General features: G+C 71.6%; 17 protein-coding genes. 8 read left to right on the top strand and 9 right to left on the bottom strand.

Going from position 1 to position 16758, the window contains the following annotated elements; translation table 11 throughout:
• Positions 1-20: 20 nt before the first annotated feature.
• The 3 genes from ACFWPQ_RS25745 (at position 21) to ACFWPQ_RS25735 (ending at position 3538) form a co-directional block, all read left to right on the top strand.
• The gene (locus ACFWPQ_RS25745; RefSeq protein WP_384039163.1) at positions 21-1514 is read left to right on the top strand and encodes an APC family permease; all 1494 of its coding nucleotides are present in this window, start codon (positions 21-23) and stop codon (positions 1512-1514) included.
• A gap of 11 nt (positions 1515-1525) precedes the next feature.
• Positions 1526-3160 (top strand): amidohydrolase, encoded by a 1635-nt coding sequence (locus ACFWPQ_RS25740; RefSeq protein ID WP_384039160.1) that lies wholly within the window; start codon positions 1526-1528, stop codon positions 3158-3160.
• 177 nt (positions 3161-3337) lie between these two features.
• Complete coding sequence (locus tag ACFWPQ_RS25735; RefSeq protein WP_384039158.1) at positions 3338-3538, top strand: hypothetical protein; 201 nt, start codon at positions 3338-3340, stop codon at positions 3536-3538.
• Between the two features lie 30 nt (positions 3539-3568).
• Here ACFWPQ_RS25735 and ACFWPQ_RS25730 read toward each other — a convergent pair whose 3' ends face one another.
• Entirely contained in the window at positions 3569-3778 is a 210-nt protein-coding gene (locus ACFWPQ_RS25730) for a hypothetical protein (RefSeq protein ID WP_384039155.1), read from the bottom strand.
• A 173-nt stretch (positions 3779-3951) separates the two neighbouring features.
• Between ACFWPQ_RS25730 and ACFWPQ_RS25725 the strand changes: the two genes are divergently transcribed.
• A complete protein-coding gene (locus ACFWPQ_RS25725) occupies positions 3952-5682 on the top strand; it encodes a hypothetical protein (RefSeq protein WP_384039152.1) in 1731 nt (576 codons plus the stop codon).
• 72 nt (positions 5683-5754) lie between these two features.
• Here the strand turns inward: ACFWPQ_RS25725 and ACFWPQ_RS25720 are convergent, their stop codons facing one another.
• Genes ACFWPQ_RS25720 through ACFWPQ_RS25700 form a run of 5 tightly spaced genes read right to left on the bottom strand, consistent with a single transcriptional unit; the run spans position 5755 to position 10189 of the window.
• Complete coding sequence (locus tag ACFWPQ_RS25720; protein ID WP_384039150.1) at positions 5755-7002, bottom strand: cytochrome P450; 1248 nt, start codon at positions 7000-7002, stop codon at positions 5755-5757.
• On the bottom strand, positions 6999-7604 hold the full coding sequence (locus ACFWPQ_RS25715; RefSeq protein WP_384039147.1) for an ATP/GTP-binding protein: 606 nt from the start codon (positions 7602-7604) through the stop codon (positions 6999-7001). Before ACFWPQ_RS25715 ends, ACFWPQ_RS25720 begins: the two co-directional genes overlap by 4 nt.
• Positions 7585-7956 carry a DUF742 domain-containing protein gene (locus tag ACFWPQ_RS25710; protein ID WP_234537899.1) on the bottom strand — a complete coding sequence of 124 codons (372 nt, stop codon included), beginning with the start codon at positions 7954-7956 and terminating at the stop codon, positions 7585-7587. Before ACFWPQ_RS25710 ends, ACFWPQ_RS25715 begins: the two co-directional genes overlap by 20 nt.
• Entirely contained in the window at positions 7953-8363 is a 411-nt protein-coding gene (locus ACFWPQ_RS25705) for a roadblock/LC7 domain-containing protein (RefSeq protein WP_046733906.1), read from the bottom strand. The genes ACFWPQ_RS25710 and ACFWPQ_RS25705 overlap by 4 nt, the downstream gene beginning before the upstream one ends.
• A gap of 5 nt (positions 8364-8368) precedes the next feature.
• Positions 8369-10189: an ATP-binding protein gene (locus ACFWPQ_RS25700; protein ID WP_384039144.1), complete on the bottom strand. Its 1821-nt coding sequence runs from the start codon at positions 10187-10189 to the stop codon at positions 8369-8371.
• Between the two features lie 348 nt (positions 10190-10537).
• Between ACFWPQ_RS25700 and ACFWPQ_RS25695 the strand changes: the two genes are divergently transcribed.
• Both ACFWPQ_RS25695 and ACFWPQ_RS25690 read left to right on the top strand, forming a co-directional pair.
• Positions 10538-10900 (top strand): DUF1304 family protein, encoded by a 363-nt coding sequence (locus ACFWPQ_RS25695; RefSeq protein WP_361291665.1) that lies wholly within the window; start codon positions 10538-10540, stop codon positions 10898-10900.
• Positions 10897-11463: a TetR family transcriptional regulator gene (locus ACFWPQ_RS25690; RefSeq protein ID WP_361291663.1), complete on the top strand. Its 567-nt coding sequence runs from the start codon at positions 10897-10899 to the stop codon at positions 11461-11463. The genes ACFWPQ_RS25695 and ACFWPQ_RS25690 overlap by 4 nt, the downstream gene beginning before the upstream one ends.
• 4 nt (positions 11464-11467) lie before the next feature.
• Here the strand turns inward: ACFWPQ_RS25690 and ACFWPQ_RS25685 are convergent, their stop codons facing one another.
• Positions 11468-12316: a hypothetical protein gene (locus ACFWPQ_RS25685; protein ID WP_384039139.1), complete on the bottom strand. Its 849-nt coding sequence runs from the start codon at positions 12314-12316 to the stop codon at positions 11468-11470.
• Between the two features lie 155 nt (positions 12317-12471).
• On the opposite strand from ACFWPQ_RS25685, the gene ACFWPQ_RS25680 reads away from it, so the two are divergent.
• Positions 12472-13422, top strand: a complete 951-nt coding sequence (locus ACFWPQ_RS25680) for an NADP-dependent oxidoreductase (protein ID WP_384039136.1) — start codon at positions 12472-12474, stop codon at positions 13420-13422.
• Positions 13423-13431: 9 nt separating this feature from the next.
• On the opposite strand, the gene ACFWPQ_RS25675 is transcribed toward ACFWPQ_RS25680, so the two are convergent.
• Positions 13432-14538, bottom strand: a complete 1107-nt coding sequence (locus ACFWPQ_RS25675; protein WP_384039134.1) for an NAD(P)-dependent alcohol dehydrogenase — start codon at positions 14536-14538, stop codon at positions 13432-13434.
• 25 nt (positions 14539-14563) lie between these two features.
• Complete coding sequence (locus ACFWPQ_RS25670; RefSeq protein ID WP_384039131.1) at positions 14564-16021, bottom strand: aldehyde dehydrogenase family protein; 1458 nt, start codon at positions 16019-16021, stop codon at positions 14564-14566.
• 144 nt (positions 16022-16165) lie between these two features.
• Here ACFWPQ_RS25670 and ACFWPQ_RS25665 point away from each other — a divergent pair, with 144 nt between their 5' ends.
• Positions 16166-16594, top strand: coding sequence for a MarR family winged helix-turn-helix transcriptional regulator (locus tag ACFWPQ_RS25665; RefSeq protein WP_089103412.1), 429 nt, complete (start codon positions 16166-16168; stop codon positions 16592-16594).
• The last annotated feature ends 164 nt before the right edge of the window (positions 16595-16758 follow it).

Genomic DNA, 16758 nt, shown 5'->3' with positions numbered 1-16758 from the left:
GCGAGCGGAGTGTGCCGGCCATGACCGACCAGCCCTACACAGCAGACCCCCCTGAGTTGCGCAGATCCCTCGGCGTCCTCGACGGCATCGCGGTCGCCGCGTCGAGTACGGCCGCCACGACCAGCATCGGCATCGGTCTGGGGGTGACGGCCGGGGTGGTCGGGCTGCATCTGCCGGCCGTCATGCTGCTGGCGTTCCTGCCGGTCCTCGGCATCGCGGGCGCCTACTCCCGGCTGAACCGGGTGGAGCCGAACGCGGGCAACGGCTATGTGTGGGTGGGCCGTTCACTCAATCCGTGGCTCGGTTTCATGGTCGGCTGGGTGAACATCGTGGCGACGGTGGCGTTCCTCGCGTACACCACGGCGGTCACGGGCTCCGCGATCCTGCAGCTGGCGGGCGAGGCCGGAGTGCACCGGATCGGCTCGCTCGCCCTCGACCCCGGCTCCACGGCGCAGACCACGGCCGTCGGCATCGTCGTCCTGGTCGCCGTCACCCTGACCGCCGTGACCGGCATCCGCACCGCCGCCCGCCTCCAGACCGGGCTGCTGGTCTTCGAGTACGTCGTGCTGCTCGGTTTCTGCGGCTACGGCATCGTCAGCGGACCGCACCCCTTCAGCCTGAGCTGGTTCGACCCGTTCGCGATCCCGTCGGCGACCGCGCTCGCCCAGGGCCTGCTCCTTTCGGTGTTCTGCTACTGGGGTTTCGAGGCCGCGTTCAGCGTCAACGAGGAGGTCCGCGACCCCCGGGACGCCTCCCGGGCCGGGCTGATCACCCTGGTGACCATGCTGGGACTGTTCCTGCTCGGCTCGGTGGCCTTCCAGCGGGTGCTGTCGGAGAAGGAGCTGGCCGGGCACGGGGCCGAGGGACTGGCGTTCTTCGGCGACCGGCTGGCCGCGCAGCCGTGGGCCGCGCTGCCGCTGGTGGCGCTGATGTTCTCGGCGGTGGCCTCGCTCCAGGCCGGGGTGATCCCGACGGCCCGGGGGATGTTCGCGATGAGCCGGGACCGTACCCTCGGGCCGGTGTGGTCCAGGGTCAGTGCCCGGTACGGGACCCCGGCGGCCGGCACGCTGCTGATCGGCGCACTGGCCACGGCGGTCGCCGCGCTCGCCCTGGTGATCCCGCGGCTCGCCGACATGATCATGGCGACGGTGAACGCCGTCGGCATCGTCGTCGCCCTGTCCTACGCGCTCACCGCGCTCGCCGCCGCCGCACGCTTCCGCGCCCTGCTCCGGGAGGACTGGCGGCAGGGCGTCCGGGCCGTGGTGCTCCCGGGGCTCAGCGCCCTCGCCCTGCTGGGCCTCGGCGGCTATCTCGGCTGGTCCTTCTACACCTCCACCGACCACTTCGAGGTCAGCGCGGACAACGGCTGGTTCCTGCTGACCACCCCGCTGGTGATGATCGCGTCCGGGTTCGTCGCGGCCGGGTGGGCGAAGTACGTGCGCCGCTCGCCGTACTTCCGCACCGGCGAGGGTACGGACGCGGACGCGCCCCAGCTGCTCACGACCCCCAACTAGGAACAGGAAACATGCACGCAGATCTGCTCTTCACCGGCGGCCCCGTCCTCACCCCCGGGGGCCCTGCCGACGGCGCCGTCGCCGTCACCGGCGAGCGCATCACCGCCGTCGGCCCCGCCGAGGAGGTGCGGGAGCTCGCCGGGCCGCGCACGGAGGTGGTCGACCTGGCCGGGCGGCTGCTGCTGCCCGGGTTCCAGGACGCGCACATCCATCCGGTGCCGGCCGGCCTCGAACTGACCCAGTGCGATCTGACCGGGCTGCGGACCGCCGAGGAGACGGTGGCCGCCGTGCGCGCCTACGCACAGGCGCATCCGGAACGGCCGTGGATCCTGGGCGGCGGCTGGTCCATGGAGGCGTTCGCGGGCGGCACGCCGACGAAGGAGCTGCTGGACGCAGTGGTACCGGACCGGCCGGTGTACCTGCCCAACCGGGACCATCACGGGGCGTGGGTCAACAGCCGGGCGCTGGAGCTGGCCGGGATCGGCCGCGACACGCCCGACCCGGCCGACGGGCGGATCGAGCGGGACGCCTCCGGCGCGCCGAGCGGCACGCTCCAGGAGGGGGCGATGCAGCTGGTCGGCCGGCTCACGCCGCCGGCCGGCCCGGCGGACCGGCTGGCGGCGCTGCTGCACGCCCAGCGGCATCTGCACGCGCTCGGCATCACGGCCTGGCAGGACGCGCTGGTCGGGGAGTTCCTCGGCATGGACGACCCGTCGCAGGCGTATCTGACGGCGGCCCGGGACGGATCACTGACCGCACGGGTGGTCGGGGCCCTGTGGTGGGACCGGGAGCGTGGCGCCGAGCAGGTTCCCGAACTCGTCGAGAAGCGGGCCGCGTTGAGCCATGGGCGGTTCCGGGCGGGCACGGTGAAGCTGATGCTGGACGGGGTGGCCGAGAACGGCACGGCCGCGCTGCTCGATCCCTACCTGGACAAGTGCGGCTGCGCGACGCGCAATCGGGGCAAGAGCTTCATCGATCCGAAGCAACTCCCGTCGTATGTCACCGAGTTGGACTCGCTCGGCTTCCAGTGCCATTTCCACGCGCTCGGGGACCGGGCCGTACGGGACGCACTGGACGCGGTCGAGGCGGCGCGGGCGGCCAACGGGATGAGCGACACGCGGCCCCACCTGGCGCATCTCCAGGTCGTGCACCCCGCCGACGTACCGCGCTTCGCCCAACTGGGCGCCACCGCCAACATCCAGGCGCTGTGGGCCGCGCACGAGCCGCAGATGGACGAGCTGACGATCCCCTTCCTGGGGTCCGAACGGGCCGGGTGGCAGTACCCGTTCGGGGCGCTGCTGCGGGCCGGGGCGCGGCTCGCGGCCGGCAGCGACTGGCCGGTGAGCAGCCCCGACCCGCTCCAGGGCATCCATGTCGCCGTGAACCGGGTCGAACCGGGCGGCGACGCGCCGGTGTTCCTGCCCGAGGAGCGGTTGAGCCTGGCGGCGGCGGTCACGGCGTACACGGCCGGTTCGGCCTACGTGAACCACCTCGACGACACCGGGCGGGTGGCGGTCGGGGCGCTCGCGGATCTGGTGGTCCTGGACGGGGATCCGTTCGCCGGGCCCCCCGAGCGCATCGCGGACACACGCGTCGCGCACACCTACGTGGGGGGCGCGCGAGTGTACTCAGCTCAGGAGGCCTGAGCAGTAACACACGTCACGGTCAGGTCACGCGTAGATCATTTACGCTCTGGGCAGCCTCGTAGCGCCTCACGGCTCAACTTTCGAGCCACGAAGGCCAGTTCGAGTGCACGGGTGGCCGACAGGCCACCCGTTCGCAGAGACGGGGGGCTCTGCGCACTGTCGCCCGAAAGGAAACACATGCCTCAGGACGTCACGTTCGACCTGCCCTTCGAGACCCCCGTCGTCGAGCATCCGGAGCACACGTCGCGGGACCTGTCGCAGGCCGCGGCCCGGGCCTGGCCGCGCACCCCGGATCCGGTGGTCGCGCCGCGCCCGACGGGCCGCGCGTGCTTTCTGATGGGCACAGCCGAGGCGGCGACACAGGTGCTCGTCCTGTAGCAAGGGCGCTTCGGCAAGGGCGGGCCCCGTTCATGGAAGGCCGGCGGCGTCGAGGATGAATCCGCCGTGGGCGAGCGGCTCGCCGCGTTCGAGAACCAAGCGGACACGAGGCAGCGCGCCCTCGTAGAGCCGGACCTCGTCGAGCTGGTCCTCGTCAGGCCGGACCTTGTCAGGCCGGACCTCGTAGGGCCGGTCCTCGTAGGGCTGGTCGGCTACCCGCGCCGCTTCCTCCGCCGTCAACACAGCAGTCGTGCCCCTCGCGGTCGTTCGCGGCAGGAGCCGGATCCGGTCGCGTGAGTCCGGCTGTCCGGCGAGGCCGTCGCGGCAGGGACAGCAGATTCCCGGACACCACCGGCCGACGACCATGGCCGGTCAATTCCGGTTGCCAGGACCACAGTTCGAAGGAGACCGGTGTGAATTCTCGAGTCATAGGCGCTGTTCCGAAGGAGTCCGCCGACAGCCTGCTGCCGGCGCGGCCAAGCGCCCAGCTCCAGCCCGCGGAGGCGGCGAACGCCCTGGCCCGCCTCCTGCTGGAACGCATCGACGGGCGCACGGAGGAGCACCGCCGGCACCAGGACGCCGCCCAGGAGCGACTGGACGCACTCGGCTCCCCCCACGCCGGCACCACGCTGCATGTGGAGGGAGCCCTCCAACTGGTGCCGCGCGCGTTCCTCCCTCCCGACGAGGAGGGCTACGCCCGGCTGAAACGACTCGACACCGGCCTGCGCCTGATCGAGGCTGCCTTCCCCCAGGTCAGCACCGATGTCGAGCTCTGCCGGCTGACCTGCGCGATGCTGGAGGGGGCCTGGCGGAGCCGGGCACTCGCCCCGCCGCGCGAGGAGGAGCCGGCGACCGCCTGCGCCTGCCCGCTGTGCCGGCGGCTGCCCACACCCCCCGCACGCACGCTGGCCGACTACAGCTGGCGGCAGAGCGCCGGTCGTCCCCTCACCGTCAAGGCCTGGCCCTACCGCCCGGAACTCGACAGCGTCCTGACCGCTGGATGGATCTGGGTCCGGCAGTTGAACGACCTTGAACGAGACCTTGGCCTCCGCCACCGCTTCGAGGACGACATCCTCGTCTTCCACGAGTACAAGCGCGTGATCGACACCATCGACACCACGCACGTCACCCAACTCGTCGAAGGCCGCCTGGCCGAGAGCTTCAGCATCAACAGCGCCCGCGCCCTGGTCTGCGGACTCTACGCGGCCCACAAGCGATCCGCCGACGAGTACTGGCTCCAGCAGCACCACGCGGGCGGCGTCACGCTTCCCCAGACCAACCCGCTCGACCACAGCACCTACTCGGCCCTGCAGATGCTGGACTGCCTGTTCTGGCACGTCTCACCCGACACCGAACTCTGGCAGGAGGAACACCTCGCCTCCCTGCTGCTGTGCCGCGTCATCGACGACATGGGCGACGTACGGGTCGACTCCCTCACCGGCGAGATCAGCAACTTCTGGCTCGCCGACCTACCCACCCACACCAAGGCCCTCTACGCCGCCTGCACGATCGCCCTCATCAAGTACGGCTGCATGCCCGAGGCGCATGAACCGATGTGGAACACCTGGTTGATGAGCAGCACCATCGTCTGGATGGGACTCACGGGCCGCCACGCCCTGTGGTTCGACGGCATCACCGAGGGCCTCCCCCCGGCCGAGGACTGCCCGCTGTGCGACCTGCAGCCCAACCCGTGCACCGGCATCCTCACCCACGGCACCACCCTCACCATCGGCCCGCGCCCCAGCGCACCGGCACTGAGCTCCCGGACCGCCGAGCTGTCCGCGCTCTGCCGAGCCCAGTTCCCCCGGACATGGGCCCTCTTCGACGCCGAGCTCCATGCCTTCGAAGCACTGCACGGCCCCTGGCAGGGCAATACCGACAGCACCTGGGAGATCCTGCGCCGCACCTACGTCGCCGCCGTGGAGGCATCCATGGATGCACCGTCCCCGGACCGCGCTCGGCAGATCCAACAGGACGCCGGCGCAGTCGGATCCGAAAAGTTCTACACCCTGTACGACCCTCAGACCGGGAGGGAGGACACCGCACTGCTCTCCTACATGTTCGGCTGCGCCCACCCGCATTTCATCTGGAACGCCACGGGACACCAGCCCACGACCGTCACCGGCGACTGGCTCGACGGCTGACGCCTCGATCCTGTTCCGGAACCACCGACGACACTGCTGCCCGGCCGGTCCTCCGGCCGGGCAGCAGCGTGCTCAGACCGGGAACTCGACCGGCAGTCCGTCCAGCCGGGACTCCCAGGTGGAGGCCGTCGAGGTGAGCTCGTCCGCCGGCACGGCCAGCCGCAGACCCGGCAGCCGGTGCAGGAGGACGTCCACCGCGATCTCGATCATGGACTGACCCATACTCTGCCCGGGGCACTCGTGAGGGCCCGCGCCGAACGCCAGGTGCGCCTGGTTGCCCTCCACCGAGACACCCGGGTCGGGCCGGACCTCGGGGTCGAGGTTTCCCGGGGCGAGACCGAGCACGAGCAGGTCGCCCGCCCCGATGAGATGCCCGCCCAGTTCGACGTCGCTGGCGGCGAAGCGCCCCGGCAGGACGGTCAGCGGCGGGGAGTTCCACATGGCCTCCTCCATCACCGCCGAGATGTTCAGCTGCCCGCTGGTCAGCCCGGAGAGCCGGGAGGCGTCGGTCAGGACCAGCCGCAGCACCCGGGCCAGCAGGTTGGTCGTGACAGCCGCGGCGATCATCACCATGCGCAGGTGATCGACGACCTCGTCGTGGTCGAGAGCCGCGTGATGGTCCAGAAGGTCGGTGGCGAGGTCGGAGCCGGGTTCGGTCCGCCTGCGCTCGACGAGTTCGCCGAAGATCTCCCTGATCCTGCCGTCGTGCATCACGGCGTCCTCGCCGCCCTTGAGCAGCTCGGCGCAGGACTCGACCAGCCGGCGCCCCTCCACCTCGGCGAGTCCGAGAACGCGGCTCATCACGAGCATCGGCACGAAGTCGGCGTAGTCCGCCACCAGATCGGCGCGGCCGACGGCCGCGAACCGGTCGATCTGCTTGTTGGCGAAGTGCGTGGCGTGGCGCCGGGTACCACGGCTGACGGCGGCCTGCAGCACGTCGTTGACGGCGCCGCGCAGCCTGCGGTGCGGCTCACCGTCCTGGGACACGCAGTCGGGACGCCAGGCGAGCATCGGGATCAGGGCAGAGGTCTCCTCGATCCGCCCCTCCCGGTAGTCCCGCCAGGTCCGCGCATCCCGTGGGAACTGGCTGGGGTTGTCGAGCACCCGCCGGCTGTCCCGGTAGCCCAGCACCAGCCAGGCGTTGATGTCGCCCTCCAGCAGCACCGGCGCGACGGAGCCGTGCTCCTTGCGCAGCCGCTCGTAGATGTCGTGCGGGTCGGTCGCCGCCTCCGGCCCGTACAGCCGGGCCAGTTCGGGCGAACCATGCGCGACCGGGCAGCCGCGGGGGGCGTCGGGGCTGTCGAGGCTCTGGTCGTTCATCGGGGCTCCAGTGCGACGGCGGAGCGTTCCTTCAAATGACGTATCAGGGCGATCAGTACATCGCGGCTGGAGGCCCGGTCCCGGGCGTCACAGGCCACGATCGGGGTGTGCGGGGAGATGTCGAGGGCGTCCCGGATCTCCTCGACGGGGTGTTCCTGGCAGTCGGGGAAGACGTTCAGGGCGATGACGAAGGGCACGTTCTGCCGCTCCATCTCCTCGATCGCCCGGAAGCTGGAGGCCAGTCTTCGGGTGTCCACCAGGACGATCGCGCCGAGCGCGCCCTTGAACAGGCCGTTCCACAGGAACCAGAACCGTTCCTGTCCGGGGGTGCCGAACAGGTACAGCATCAGGTTCTCGTTGAGGCTGATCTTGCCGAAGTCGAGGCTGACCGTCGTCTCGGTCTTGTCCGCGACGCCGATGAGGTTGTCGACGCCGACGGTCGCCTGGGTGAGGGTCTCCTCGGTGGTGAGCGGCTTGATGTCGCTGACGGAGCGGACCATGGTGGTCTTCCCGGTGCCGAACCCCCCGGCGATCATCACCTTGACCGAGCGGGTCCCCCCGGCACCGGGGTCGCCGGGATGGTCAAAGCCTTTCAAGTCCACTGAGTACCTCCTGGAGGAGCGCGAGGTCAGGCCCGCGTCCGGCGTGGTGCGCCGGAATGGGATCACGGGCTTCAATACGGCCTGCGTCCAGCAGATCCGCCAACAGCACCGCGAGAATGTTGAAGGGCAATCCGAGATGGGCGGTGAGTTCGGCCACCGACAGCGGATCACGGCAGCGCCGGACTATCTCCTCGTACTCGTGCTGCATCCCCGGGACCGGGGCGGTGCGGGAGACGACGAGGGTGGCCACGTCGAGGCTCGACGCCGACCCGCCCGGTCCGCTGCGTCCCCCGGTGAGGACGTAATAGCGCTCGAGACCGGACGGATCCGTGGGCCGGCGGGGAGCACTCATCCAGAGTGCTCCTCCAGGCGCGGAGAGGTGCCGAGCAGCTCGCCCATCCGCCGTGACAGGTCCCTCATCTGGTGACCGAGCAGCCCCTGGTCGAGCCCCTCGCGGGCCAGGACCCCGAGATACGTCTCCACACCGGCCCGTACGACGAAGAGATGACCGCCGTCGACCTCGATCATCGCCAGCCGCAGCTGCCCCGCGTACTTGGGGAACTGCTCGGCGACCGGCTGGGCCAGGGCCTGCAGCCCCGCAACCACGGCCGCGAAGCGGTCCACGTCGTCGGGGTCCTCGGCACCAAAGGAGGTGATGGCCTTGCCGTCGCTGGAGGCCACGAGGGCGAAACGGATCTCCGGGATACTCTCCACCAGATCACGGAGCGCCCAGCTCACGTCGGTTCCCTGTTGCGTCATGTGGACTAGTCGCTCTCTTCAGTGCGGTGCTCGGCGGACTCGCGTCCGGCGGCGGCGTCATCGGCGCCGGCCGGGGTCGCGGGTGCCGCGTCGTCTTCGTCTCCGGTCAACTCGGCCTCGCTGTCCGCCGCTTCGTCCGCGACGGGCGCGCGGCCCGCGGTGGCGAAGGCGGCCAGGCCGGCGAAGGACTCCTCGGGCGGGACCGCGGGGAACGCGGCGCCCTCCGTGCGCGCGGTGCGCTCCTCGGGCTGCTCCTCCTCGCGGCGCCGGCTGCGCCGCCGGGGCAGTCCGCCCGGGGTGGTGTCCAGGGCCTCGCCGGACTCCGGCTGAGTGACGGTTTCGACGGCGACCGGGCCGTGCGCCTGCACCGGGGACGCGGCGGCGGGGGAGGCCGTCACGGGGGCCGGAGCGGCGGGGGCCGCGGGCAGCGGGCTGAAGAACTTGTGCGGGACCACGACCACCACCGAGGTACCGAGCCAGGGCGAGTCCGCGAAGGTGACCCGGATGCCGTAGCGGCGGGCGAGGATGCCGACGACCCGCAGGCCGATGTTGGCGTCCTCGGAGATGCCCCCGATACCGGGTCCGGCGTCGGTGCCCGCCAGGGAGTGCTCGGCCTCGCGCTTCTTCTCCTCGCTCAGGCCCTTGCCGGAGTCCTGGATCTCGATGCCGACGCCGTTGGGCACCTCCTTGCCGGAGACGACGACCGGCTCGGTGGGCGGCGAGTAGCGGGCCGCGTTGTCCAGCAGGTGGGCGAAGATCAGCGTGAGATGGTCCACCAGACCGCCGTCGACGCCGAGTTCGGGCAGGTGCCGGACCTCGACGCGGTGGAAGTCCTTGATCCGGCCGATGCCGCCGCGCACCACGCTGAGCAGGCGCTGGGGCTCCTGCCACTGGCGGCCGGGGCGGTCCGAGCCGCCGAGCACGCCGATGCTGCCGGCGAGCGAGTCGGCGGGGCCGAGTTCCTGGTCGAGCTCCATCAGACCGCGGGCCACGGCGGGCAGCCGGCCGTGCTCGCCCTGCATCTCGTGCAGGCGGCCGCGCAGCTTGCTGGTCAGGACGTGGATCCGGTTGCCGACGCTGATCACGGCCTGTTCGGCGGAGGTGGAGCGGTTGAACTCCTCCTCCACACCGATCAGCGCGGTGCGCAGGATCCGGCGCAGGTCGGCCTGGACGTCCTTGTCGACCTTGGCGCACTGGTCGGTGACGGGCAGCAGGTCGTCGATGGCGTCGCCGTCGCGCAGCCGCTTCAGTCCGTCGGGCAGCTGCTCGTCGGCGAGCCGGGAGATCGCGGCCCGCTGGTGCGTGAGCTGCTCCTGCCAGACCTCGGCCTGGTCGGCGAGCTGCGCCTCGGAGGACTTCAGCTGGTCGCCGAGCCGCTCCTCGTACGCCCGCGCCTGCTCGGCCAGTTGGGCGTCGTAGTGGGCGGTCCGGTCGGTGAGCCGGGCCTCGAAGGCGGACGTCTGCTCACCGAGCTGGGCGTCGAACGTGGCCGACTGCTCGTTGAGCTGGGCCTCCAGCGTGGCGCGCTCGGCGGAGAACTTACGCTCCAGGCCCGAGACATGCTGCTGCCACTGCTGGGAGTGCTCGGCCTGCGAGCTGCGGAACGACCCTTCGGCGCTGCGCAGTTGACGCTGCGAGCGAATCAGAAGCCGCACGCACACGGAGCTCGCGACGGTGGCCGCGGCGCCGGCGACGGCAGCGGTTATTCGCTCGGAGCTCATGAACGTGGCGGCGACCGTCCCTCCCCCTAAGGCCAGCGGCATCAGCCACCAGCTGTACCAGGCGACAGGGGCCCGCGCCGCCGGCGGCGGAGTGGCGAGTTCCATCTGCATCCTTAGAAGCAACACAATCGAACAGCAACGAACAGGGGCAGTGTGCGAGGGCCGCACTCGTGAGTGCACACGACGGGACGGACCCAGCGTGGGGTGCGTCAACTCGCTGTGACGGAAGGGAGCTTATCGGGTTTGAACCCGAAAGGATCAACCTCGGCAAGCAGAGGAAGTGAGGGTTCCGTCACGCTCCGCCAGTTGGCGGCAAATCAACAAATACCCATTGCTGGCTGCGACTTCCCGACATGTACCCCACGACCGGATCCCGCACCGGCCCGAGATCTCATGGACACCTGTCCAGCTATAGTGGACACCTGTTCAAGAGATGGGGAGGGTCCACCGATCATGGAAATTCTGGCGAACGTGCTGGTCGGGCTGGTGGCTGCGCTGCACGCGTACATCCTGGTGATGGAGATGTTCCTGTGGCAGAAGGGCCCGGGGATGCGCTTCCACGGCTTCGACGCGGAACTGGCCCGCCGGACCGCGCCGCTCGCCGCCAACCAGGGTCTCTACAACGGCTTCCTGGCGGCGGGCCTGGTGTGGGGGCTGGTCGCGGCCGACCCGACGGGTTTCCGGGCCCAGGTGTTCTTCCTGTCGTGCGTGGTGGTGGCGGGGGTGTACGGCGCGGTCACGGCCAACCGGCGGATCCTGTTCGCTCAGGCGCTGCCCGGCGCGCTCGCGCTGGCCGCCGTCCTCGCCGCCCGGTGACCGGCCGCCCGGCCGCCGAGGACCCCCGGGCCGCCCGCACCCGGGCGCGGCTGCGGCAGGCCCTGCTCGACGAGTGCGCCGAACGACCGCTCGCCGAGGCCGGGGTGGCCGCGGTGGCGCGCCGGGCCGGGGTGGGCCGGGCCACCTTCTACGTCCACTACGACGGCCTGGAGGCGCTGGCGGTCGACGCCTGCGCGGACGTCGTCCGGGAGGCCGTGGACGCGCTGCACGCCTGGCGCGGCCGGCCGGATCCGGTGCACGCACCGCCGGCGCTGCCGGAGTTCTTCGCCGGGCTGGTCCCGCACGCGGCCCTGTACCGGGAGTTGCTCGCACCCGGCGGCGGGGGTCCGCTGGGCCGGGTGCTGCACCGGGACCTGCGGGCGCGCAGCCTGGCCGAGCGGGAGCTGGTGGGCGCGGCGGACGCCCCATTGGTGGCCTCGGCGGTGGCCGCCACCTTCGCCGGGGTGCTGGCCGACTGGCTGCACGGCCTGCTCGACGCCGGTCCGGACGAAGTGGCGGACCAGGTCTGGCAGTTGCTGGTCGCCCTGCACATGAGCCGCTGACCGGTCAGGCACAGGCGAAGCCGCGCCGCTCCTTGGGCCAGGCTTCCACGCCGTGCGAGGTGCGGACGTACGCCGTGTCGCCGTCGTCCGTCAGCCACAGGCGCCAGTCGCGGAAGCGGTAGCCGGTGTCGTGCGCGCCGGCGGGCATGGTGGTGTCCCCGTCGTAGCGTCCGGCGAGTTCGGAGCCCTCGGCGAACACGCCGTGCGGATCGCGGACGTAGGTCGTGCCGCCGAACGTCAGGAAGTGTGCCGACTGCCAACCGCAGTGCTCGGGGCCGGTGGAGCTGGTGATCTTCGAGACCGGTGCCCGGCGGCCGCCGGAGTCGGTCCAGATCTCGGGCCATCCCGCTCCCGTCGTCACGCTCGCCGGCAGCTCGGACGGATCGCAGGAGGCGTTGGTCTCCGGCCCCCAGCCGGGCCTGCCCTTCTGGTCCCTGGCGACCACGACGGCCACTTTCGTACGCCCGCCGACGTCGTAGGAGTAGAGCACCCGGTCCGCCTGCCTGCGCTCCACGCGGTAGCCGCTGCGCGGTACCTCCGGATCGAACATGTCGAAGAAGAGCCGCAGGCCCGCCTCGGGCGAGTCGCCGCCGTCGCTCTCGCTCCAGCCGTCGGGCCCGGTGCCCCAGTAGATCGCCCCGTCGCACTCCAGCGCGCGGCCGGCCGCGCCGGAGGCGGTGCGCATGGCCTGCGGGGTGCTCTCGTCGACCTCCTTCGTGGGGATGTCCAGCGACCCGCGGTACGGCGTCGCCGGCGGCGTCCCCTCGACCACGAGGTCCGGCCCGCCCGCGCCGTCGCACCCCACCGCCACGGCCGCCACCAGCACCGTCCCCGCCGCCAGCCCTCTGCGCATGCCCGCCCCCGCCCCTCGTCACCGTTGCCGTCCTTGGACGGCGGAGCGGGCCGGAACGTTCACGCCCGCCAGGAGGAGGGGGCTGGCACGATTCCATCGAAGGTTGGCCATCGTGCCATTTTCCCGCCGGGCGTGTCCCGGCAGGCTGGGTGACCATGAACGACGTGAACACGATGCATGCGATCAGCCAGGACGTCCTCGGCGGCCCCGAGGTGCTGAAGGTGATCGAGGTGGAGCGGCCGAAGCCGCGCCCCAACGAGGTGCTGGTCCGGGTGCGGGCGGCCGGCCTCAACCCGACCGACTGGAAGCACCGGGAGACCGGCGGCTTCCTGGGCAAGCCGCCCTTCGTCCTGGGCTGGGACGTCTCCGGCACCGTCGAGGAGACCGGGATCGGGGTCGCCGCCTTCCGGCCCGGCGACGAGGTCTTCGGCATGGCCTCCTACCCGTACGGGCACGGCACGCACGCCGAGTACGTGACCCTCCCCGCCCGCGCCCTGGTGCCGAAGCCGGCCGGGATCGACCACGTCCAGGCGGCCGCGCTGCCGCTGGTGTCGCTGACGGCCTGGCAGGCGCTGGTGGAGAACGCCGACGTACAGGCGGGGCAGCGGGTGCTGATCCACGCGGCGGCCGGCGGGGTCGGGCATGTGGCGGTGCAGATCGCCAAGGCGCGCGGCGCGTACGTGATCGGCACGGCGAGCGCCGCCAAGCACGACTTCCTGCGGGAGATCGGCGTGGACGAGCCGGTGGACTACCGGTCCGTGGACGTCACGGAGACGGTACGGGACGTCGACGTCGTCCTGGACACGATCGGCGGCGACACCTCGGTGGCCTCGCTGCGGGTGCTGCGGCCGGGCGGGGTCGTGGTGTCGATCCTGCCCGTGGGCGGCCCGCGGTTCCACGAGGAGGCCGACCGGCTGGGCGTGCGGGCGGTGCGGATGCTGGTGGACGCCGACCGGGCGGGGATGCGGGCGATCGCGGAGCTGGTGGAGTCGGGGAAGCTGCGGGCGACCGTCGCGGGGACCTTCCCGCCGGCCGATGCCGCCAAGGCGCACGAGCTGGGCGGCACCGGCCGGACCACCGGGAAGCTGGTCCTGGTCGTCGACTGACCTGCGCGGTCAGAAGGTGAGCACGGGCTTGATCACCTTGCCCGTGCTCATGTCCTGCACGGCCCGGTCGATCTCGGCGAACGGGTAGGTGCTGATCAGCCGGTGCAGCGGCAGCCGCCCCTCGCGGACCAGCCGGACCAGGGCCGGGATGAAGGCCTGGGTCTCGCTGTCGCCGAGGGTCAGGCCGACGATCCGCTTGCCGGCCAGCAACCCGTTGACGTCCAGCGGGACCTCGGTGCCGAAGGGCGGGGCGCCGACCACGACCAGGGTGCCGCGGGCGGCGAGCGCGTCGACGCCCTGGCGGAGGACGGCGACGCTGCCGGTCGTCTCCACGATGCCGTCGGCGCCAGCTCCGCCCGAGATGCGCCGAAGGGCTTCCCCGACATCCTCCCGGGTGGCGTCGACGGTGTGGGTGGCGCCCACCTCCCTCGCCAGTTCGAGGCGTTCGGCCACCCGGTCGACGGCGACGATCGTGGTGGCGGGGGTGAGCGCGGCGGCCATCACGGCCGACAGGCCGACCGCTCCCGCGCCGAGGACGACGATCGTGCTGCCCGTGGTCGGCTCCAGGACGTTCCACACGGCGCCCACGCCGGTCTGCACCCCGCAGCCGAGCGGGGCGATCGACTCCAGCGGCACGTCCGGGTCGACCTTGACCAGGCTGCGCTCGTCCACCAGCGCCCGCTCGGCGAACGAGGACTGGCCGAAGAAGTGGCCGCCGAGCGGCTCGCCGCCGCGGCTGACGGTGGCCGTGCCGTCGGCGCGCCGGCCGCCGATCAGGTTGAGCGGCAGCCAGGTGGTGCAGTAGGCGGGGTGGCCGCCGTGGCAGTTGCGGCAGGTGCCGCACGAGGTGAAGGACAGCACGACGTGGTCGCCGGAGGCCACACCGGTGACGGCGGAGCCGACGGCCTCGACGACGCCGGCGCCCTCGTGACCCAGGACTCCGGGCAGCGGGAAGGGAAGTCCGCCGCTCGCCACGCTGAGGTCGGTGTGGCACAGACCGGTGGCCACCATGCGGACGAGCACCTCGTAGGGCCCCGGCGCATCGAGTTCGACGTCGCTGAGGGTGAAGGAGGCGCCGCCGGACTCGACCACGGCGGCTCGGGTGGTGAGGGACATCGTAGGAACTCCTGGTCTGCGGGGCTCAGTCGAGCGAGACGACGACGGACTTGACCTTGGTGTAGCCGGCGAGGGACTCGGGGCCGTACTCACGGCCGAAGCCGGAGGCCTTGACGCCTCCGAAGGGGACGGCGGGGTCGAGCATCGCCCAGTCGTTGACCCAGACGATCCCGGCCTGCAGGCGGGCGGCGACCCGGTGCGCGCGGGCCAGGCTGCCGGTCTGGATGCCCGAAGCCAGGCCGTACGGCGTGGAGTTGGCGAGGGCGACGGCCTCGTCCTCGGAGTCGAAGGGCTGCACGGTGAGGACCGGTCCGAAGATCTCGTCCTGGATCACCCGGGAGTCGTTCGGCAGGTCGGCGACGACGGTCGGCCGGTAGTAGAACCCGCCGTTCAGGTCGAGGCGTTCGCCGCCACAGACGATGCGGGCGCCCTCCTTGCGGGCGAGTTCGACGTACTCCTCGACCTTGCGCAGGTGCTTCTCCCCCGCCATCGGGCCGACCACGGTGGCCGGGTCGCGCGGGTCGCCGACCGGGACGCCGGGTACGGCCTCGGCGAGGATGCCGAGCAGGGTGGCGTAGACGGGGCGGGCGACCAGGAGCCGGGGGCCGCCCATGCAGAACTGGCCGGTGTTGAAGACGAAGGCCTTGATGACCGCGCCGACGGCCTTCTCCAGGTCGGCGTCCTCGAAGACCAGGTGGGCCGCGTTGCCGCCGAGTTCCATGGTGACCGGCTTGAGCGCCTCCCCGGCCGTGCTCGCCACGTGCCGCCCGATGGCGGTGGAGCCGGTGAAGGCGACCTTGTCGACGCCCGGGTGGCGCAGCAGCGCCTCGCCCGCGACCGGCCCGGCGCCGGTGACGACGTTCACGACACCGTCCGGAACCCCCGCCTGCTGGAACAGGCGCGCCATGTAGAGAGCACTGAGCGGGGTCTCGTCCGCGGGCTTGTGGACGACCGTGTTGCCGGCGGCGAGGGCCGGGCCGATCTTCGAACCGGCCAGGATGAGGGGGAAGTTGAACGGGGTGATGGCGGCGACCACGCCGATCGGCTCGCGCCGGGTGTAGGCGAGGGCGTTGAGCGGGATGTCGCGTACGGCGCCGTCCAGGGAGTGGGCGAGGGCCGCAAAGTGCTCGTAGTCGTTGGCCGCGTTGGTGACGTCGACGGCTCCGGCGAGCGTGATGGGCTTGCCGACGTCCAGGCTCTCCAGGGCGGCTATCTCCTCGGCGTTCTCCCGGATCAGTTCGGCGACGCGGTGCAGCACGCGGCCGCGCTCCCGGCCGCTGAGTCCGGACCAGTCCCCCGCGTCGAAGGTCTCGCGGGCGGCGCGTACGGCGGCGTCGACGTCGGCGGCCCCGGCCTCCGCGACGGTGGTGATCACCTGGCCGGTGGCCGGGTCGGTCACCTCCGTCCGGGCCCCGTCGGCGGCCTCCCGCCAGTGGCCGCCGATGAACAGCTGCCCCGGTCCGTTCTCGAAGGTGGTCGTCATTGCCCACTCCCCAGCGTCGATGGCGCGGCCGGCGCGGAGCACCTTGGCCGCCAAGTTTTCAACAAACAGGATTCCTGTTGGTCGAGCATCTGGTCCGCAGTCTGATTACAGACAGGATTCCTGTCAATGGGCTAGGGTGAACGCATGGTCGGTACAAAGACAGGCCCCTCGCTGCTGTACATGGTCAAGCAGGTGGAGCTGGTGGTGCGCTCCCATCTCGACGAGCTGGTGAAGCCCGCCGGGATCACCGCGCTGCAGTACACGGCCCTGACCGTCCTGGAGCGCCACGACGGCCTGTCTGCGGCCCAGCTGGCCCGGGACTCGTTCGTCACCGCGCAGTCGATGGCCGACCTCGTACGGTCCCTGGAGACGCGCGGGCTCATCCGGCGGGAGCGCAATCCGCGCAACCGGCGGGAGCTGCTGATCCTGCTGACCGACGCCGCGCGCGAGCTGCTCGCCGGGGTCGCCGGGCCGGTGCGGGAGTTGGAGGAGCGGATGGTCCGCGAGCTCACCGCACATCAGGAGGAGCAGTTCCGGCAGGCGCTGAGCAAGGCGTGGCACGCGCTGTCCTAGCCGTGCGTCAGGGCTCTCACGTGCCCGTTCCCCGACTGTCGCGCACGCCACAGAAAATGGCGAGCCGAAGCAGCAGACATATGTCAATCGAACATGCTCAAATTCCCTCCATCGAGGGTAACTTGCAAGGCGGGGAACGGAATTGAACCGGCAGGGGTGGGAGG

Origin of the sequence: Streptomyces sp. NPDC058464 (genome assembly GCF_042721035.1) — a bacterium.
GTDB lineage: Bacteria > Actinomycetota > Actinomycetes > Streptomycetales > Streptomycetaceae > Streptomyces.
The sequence above is the reverse complement of the archived record's forward strand: the minus strand, read 5'-3'. Positions and strand labels throughout refer to the sequence as shown.

Bases quoted from the DNA above. Each gene is read 5' to 3' on its own strand.
- ACFWPQ_RS25745 (WP_384039163.1), top strand. From the start codon at position 21: ATGACCGACCAGCCCTACACAGCAGACCCCCCTGAGTTGCGCAGATCC.
- ACFWPQ_RS25740 (WP_384039160.1), top strand. From the start codon at position 1,526: ATGCACGCAGATCTGCTCTTCACCGGCGGCCCCGTCCTCACCCCCGGG.
- ACFWPQ_RS25735 (WP_384039158.1), top strand. From the start codon at position 3,338: ATGCCTCAGGACGTCACGTTCGACCTGCCCTTCGAGACCCCCGTCGTC.
- ACFWPQ_RS25720 (WP_384039150.1), bottom strand. From the start codon at position 7,002: ATGAACGACCAGAGCCTCGACAGCCCCGACGCCCCCCGCGGCTGCCCG.
- ACFWPQ_RS25710 (WP_234537899.1), bottom strand. From the start codon at position 7,956: ATGAGTGCTCCCCGCCGGCCCACGGATCCGTCCGGTCTCGAGCGCTAT.
- ACFWPQ_RS25705 (WP_046733906.1), bottom strand. From the start codon at position 8,363: ATGACGCAACAGGGAACCGACGTGAGCTGGGCGCTCCGTGATCTGGTG.
- ACFWPQ_RS25700 (WP_384039144.1), bottom strand. From the start codon at position 10,189: ATGGAACTCGCCACTCCGCCGCCGGCGGCGCGGGCCCCTGTCGCCTGG.
- ACFWPQ_RS25695 (WP_361291665.1), top strand. From the start codon at position 10,538: ATGGAAATTCTGGCGAACGTGCTGGTCGGGCTGGTGGCTGCGCTGCAC.
- ACFWPQ_RS25685 (WP_384039139.1), bottom strand. From the start codon at position 12,316: ATGCGCAGAGGGCTGGCGGCGGGGACGGTGCTGGTGGCGGCCGTGGCG.
- ACFWPQ_RS25680 (WP_384039136.1), top strand. From the start codon at position 12,472: ATGAACGACGTGAACACGATGCATGCGATCAGCCAGGACGTCCTCGGC.
- ACFWPQ_RS25675 (WP_384039134.1), bottom strand. From the start codon at position 14,538: ATGTCCCTCACCACCCGAGCCGCCGTGGTCGAGTCCGGCGGCGCCTCC.
- ACFWPQ_RS25670 (WP_384039131.1), bottom strand. From the start codon at position 16,021: ATGACGACCACCTTCGAGAACGGACCGGGGCAGCTGTTCATCGGCGGC.
- ACFWPQ_RS25665 (WP_089103412.1), top strand. From the start codon at position 16,166: ATGGTCGGTACAAAGACAGGCCCCTCGCTGCTGTACATGGTCAAGCAG.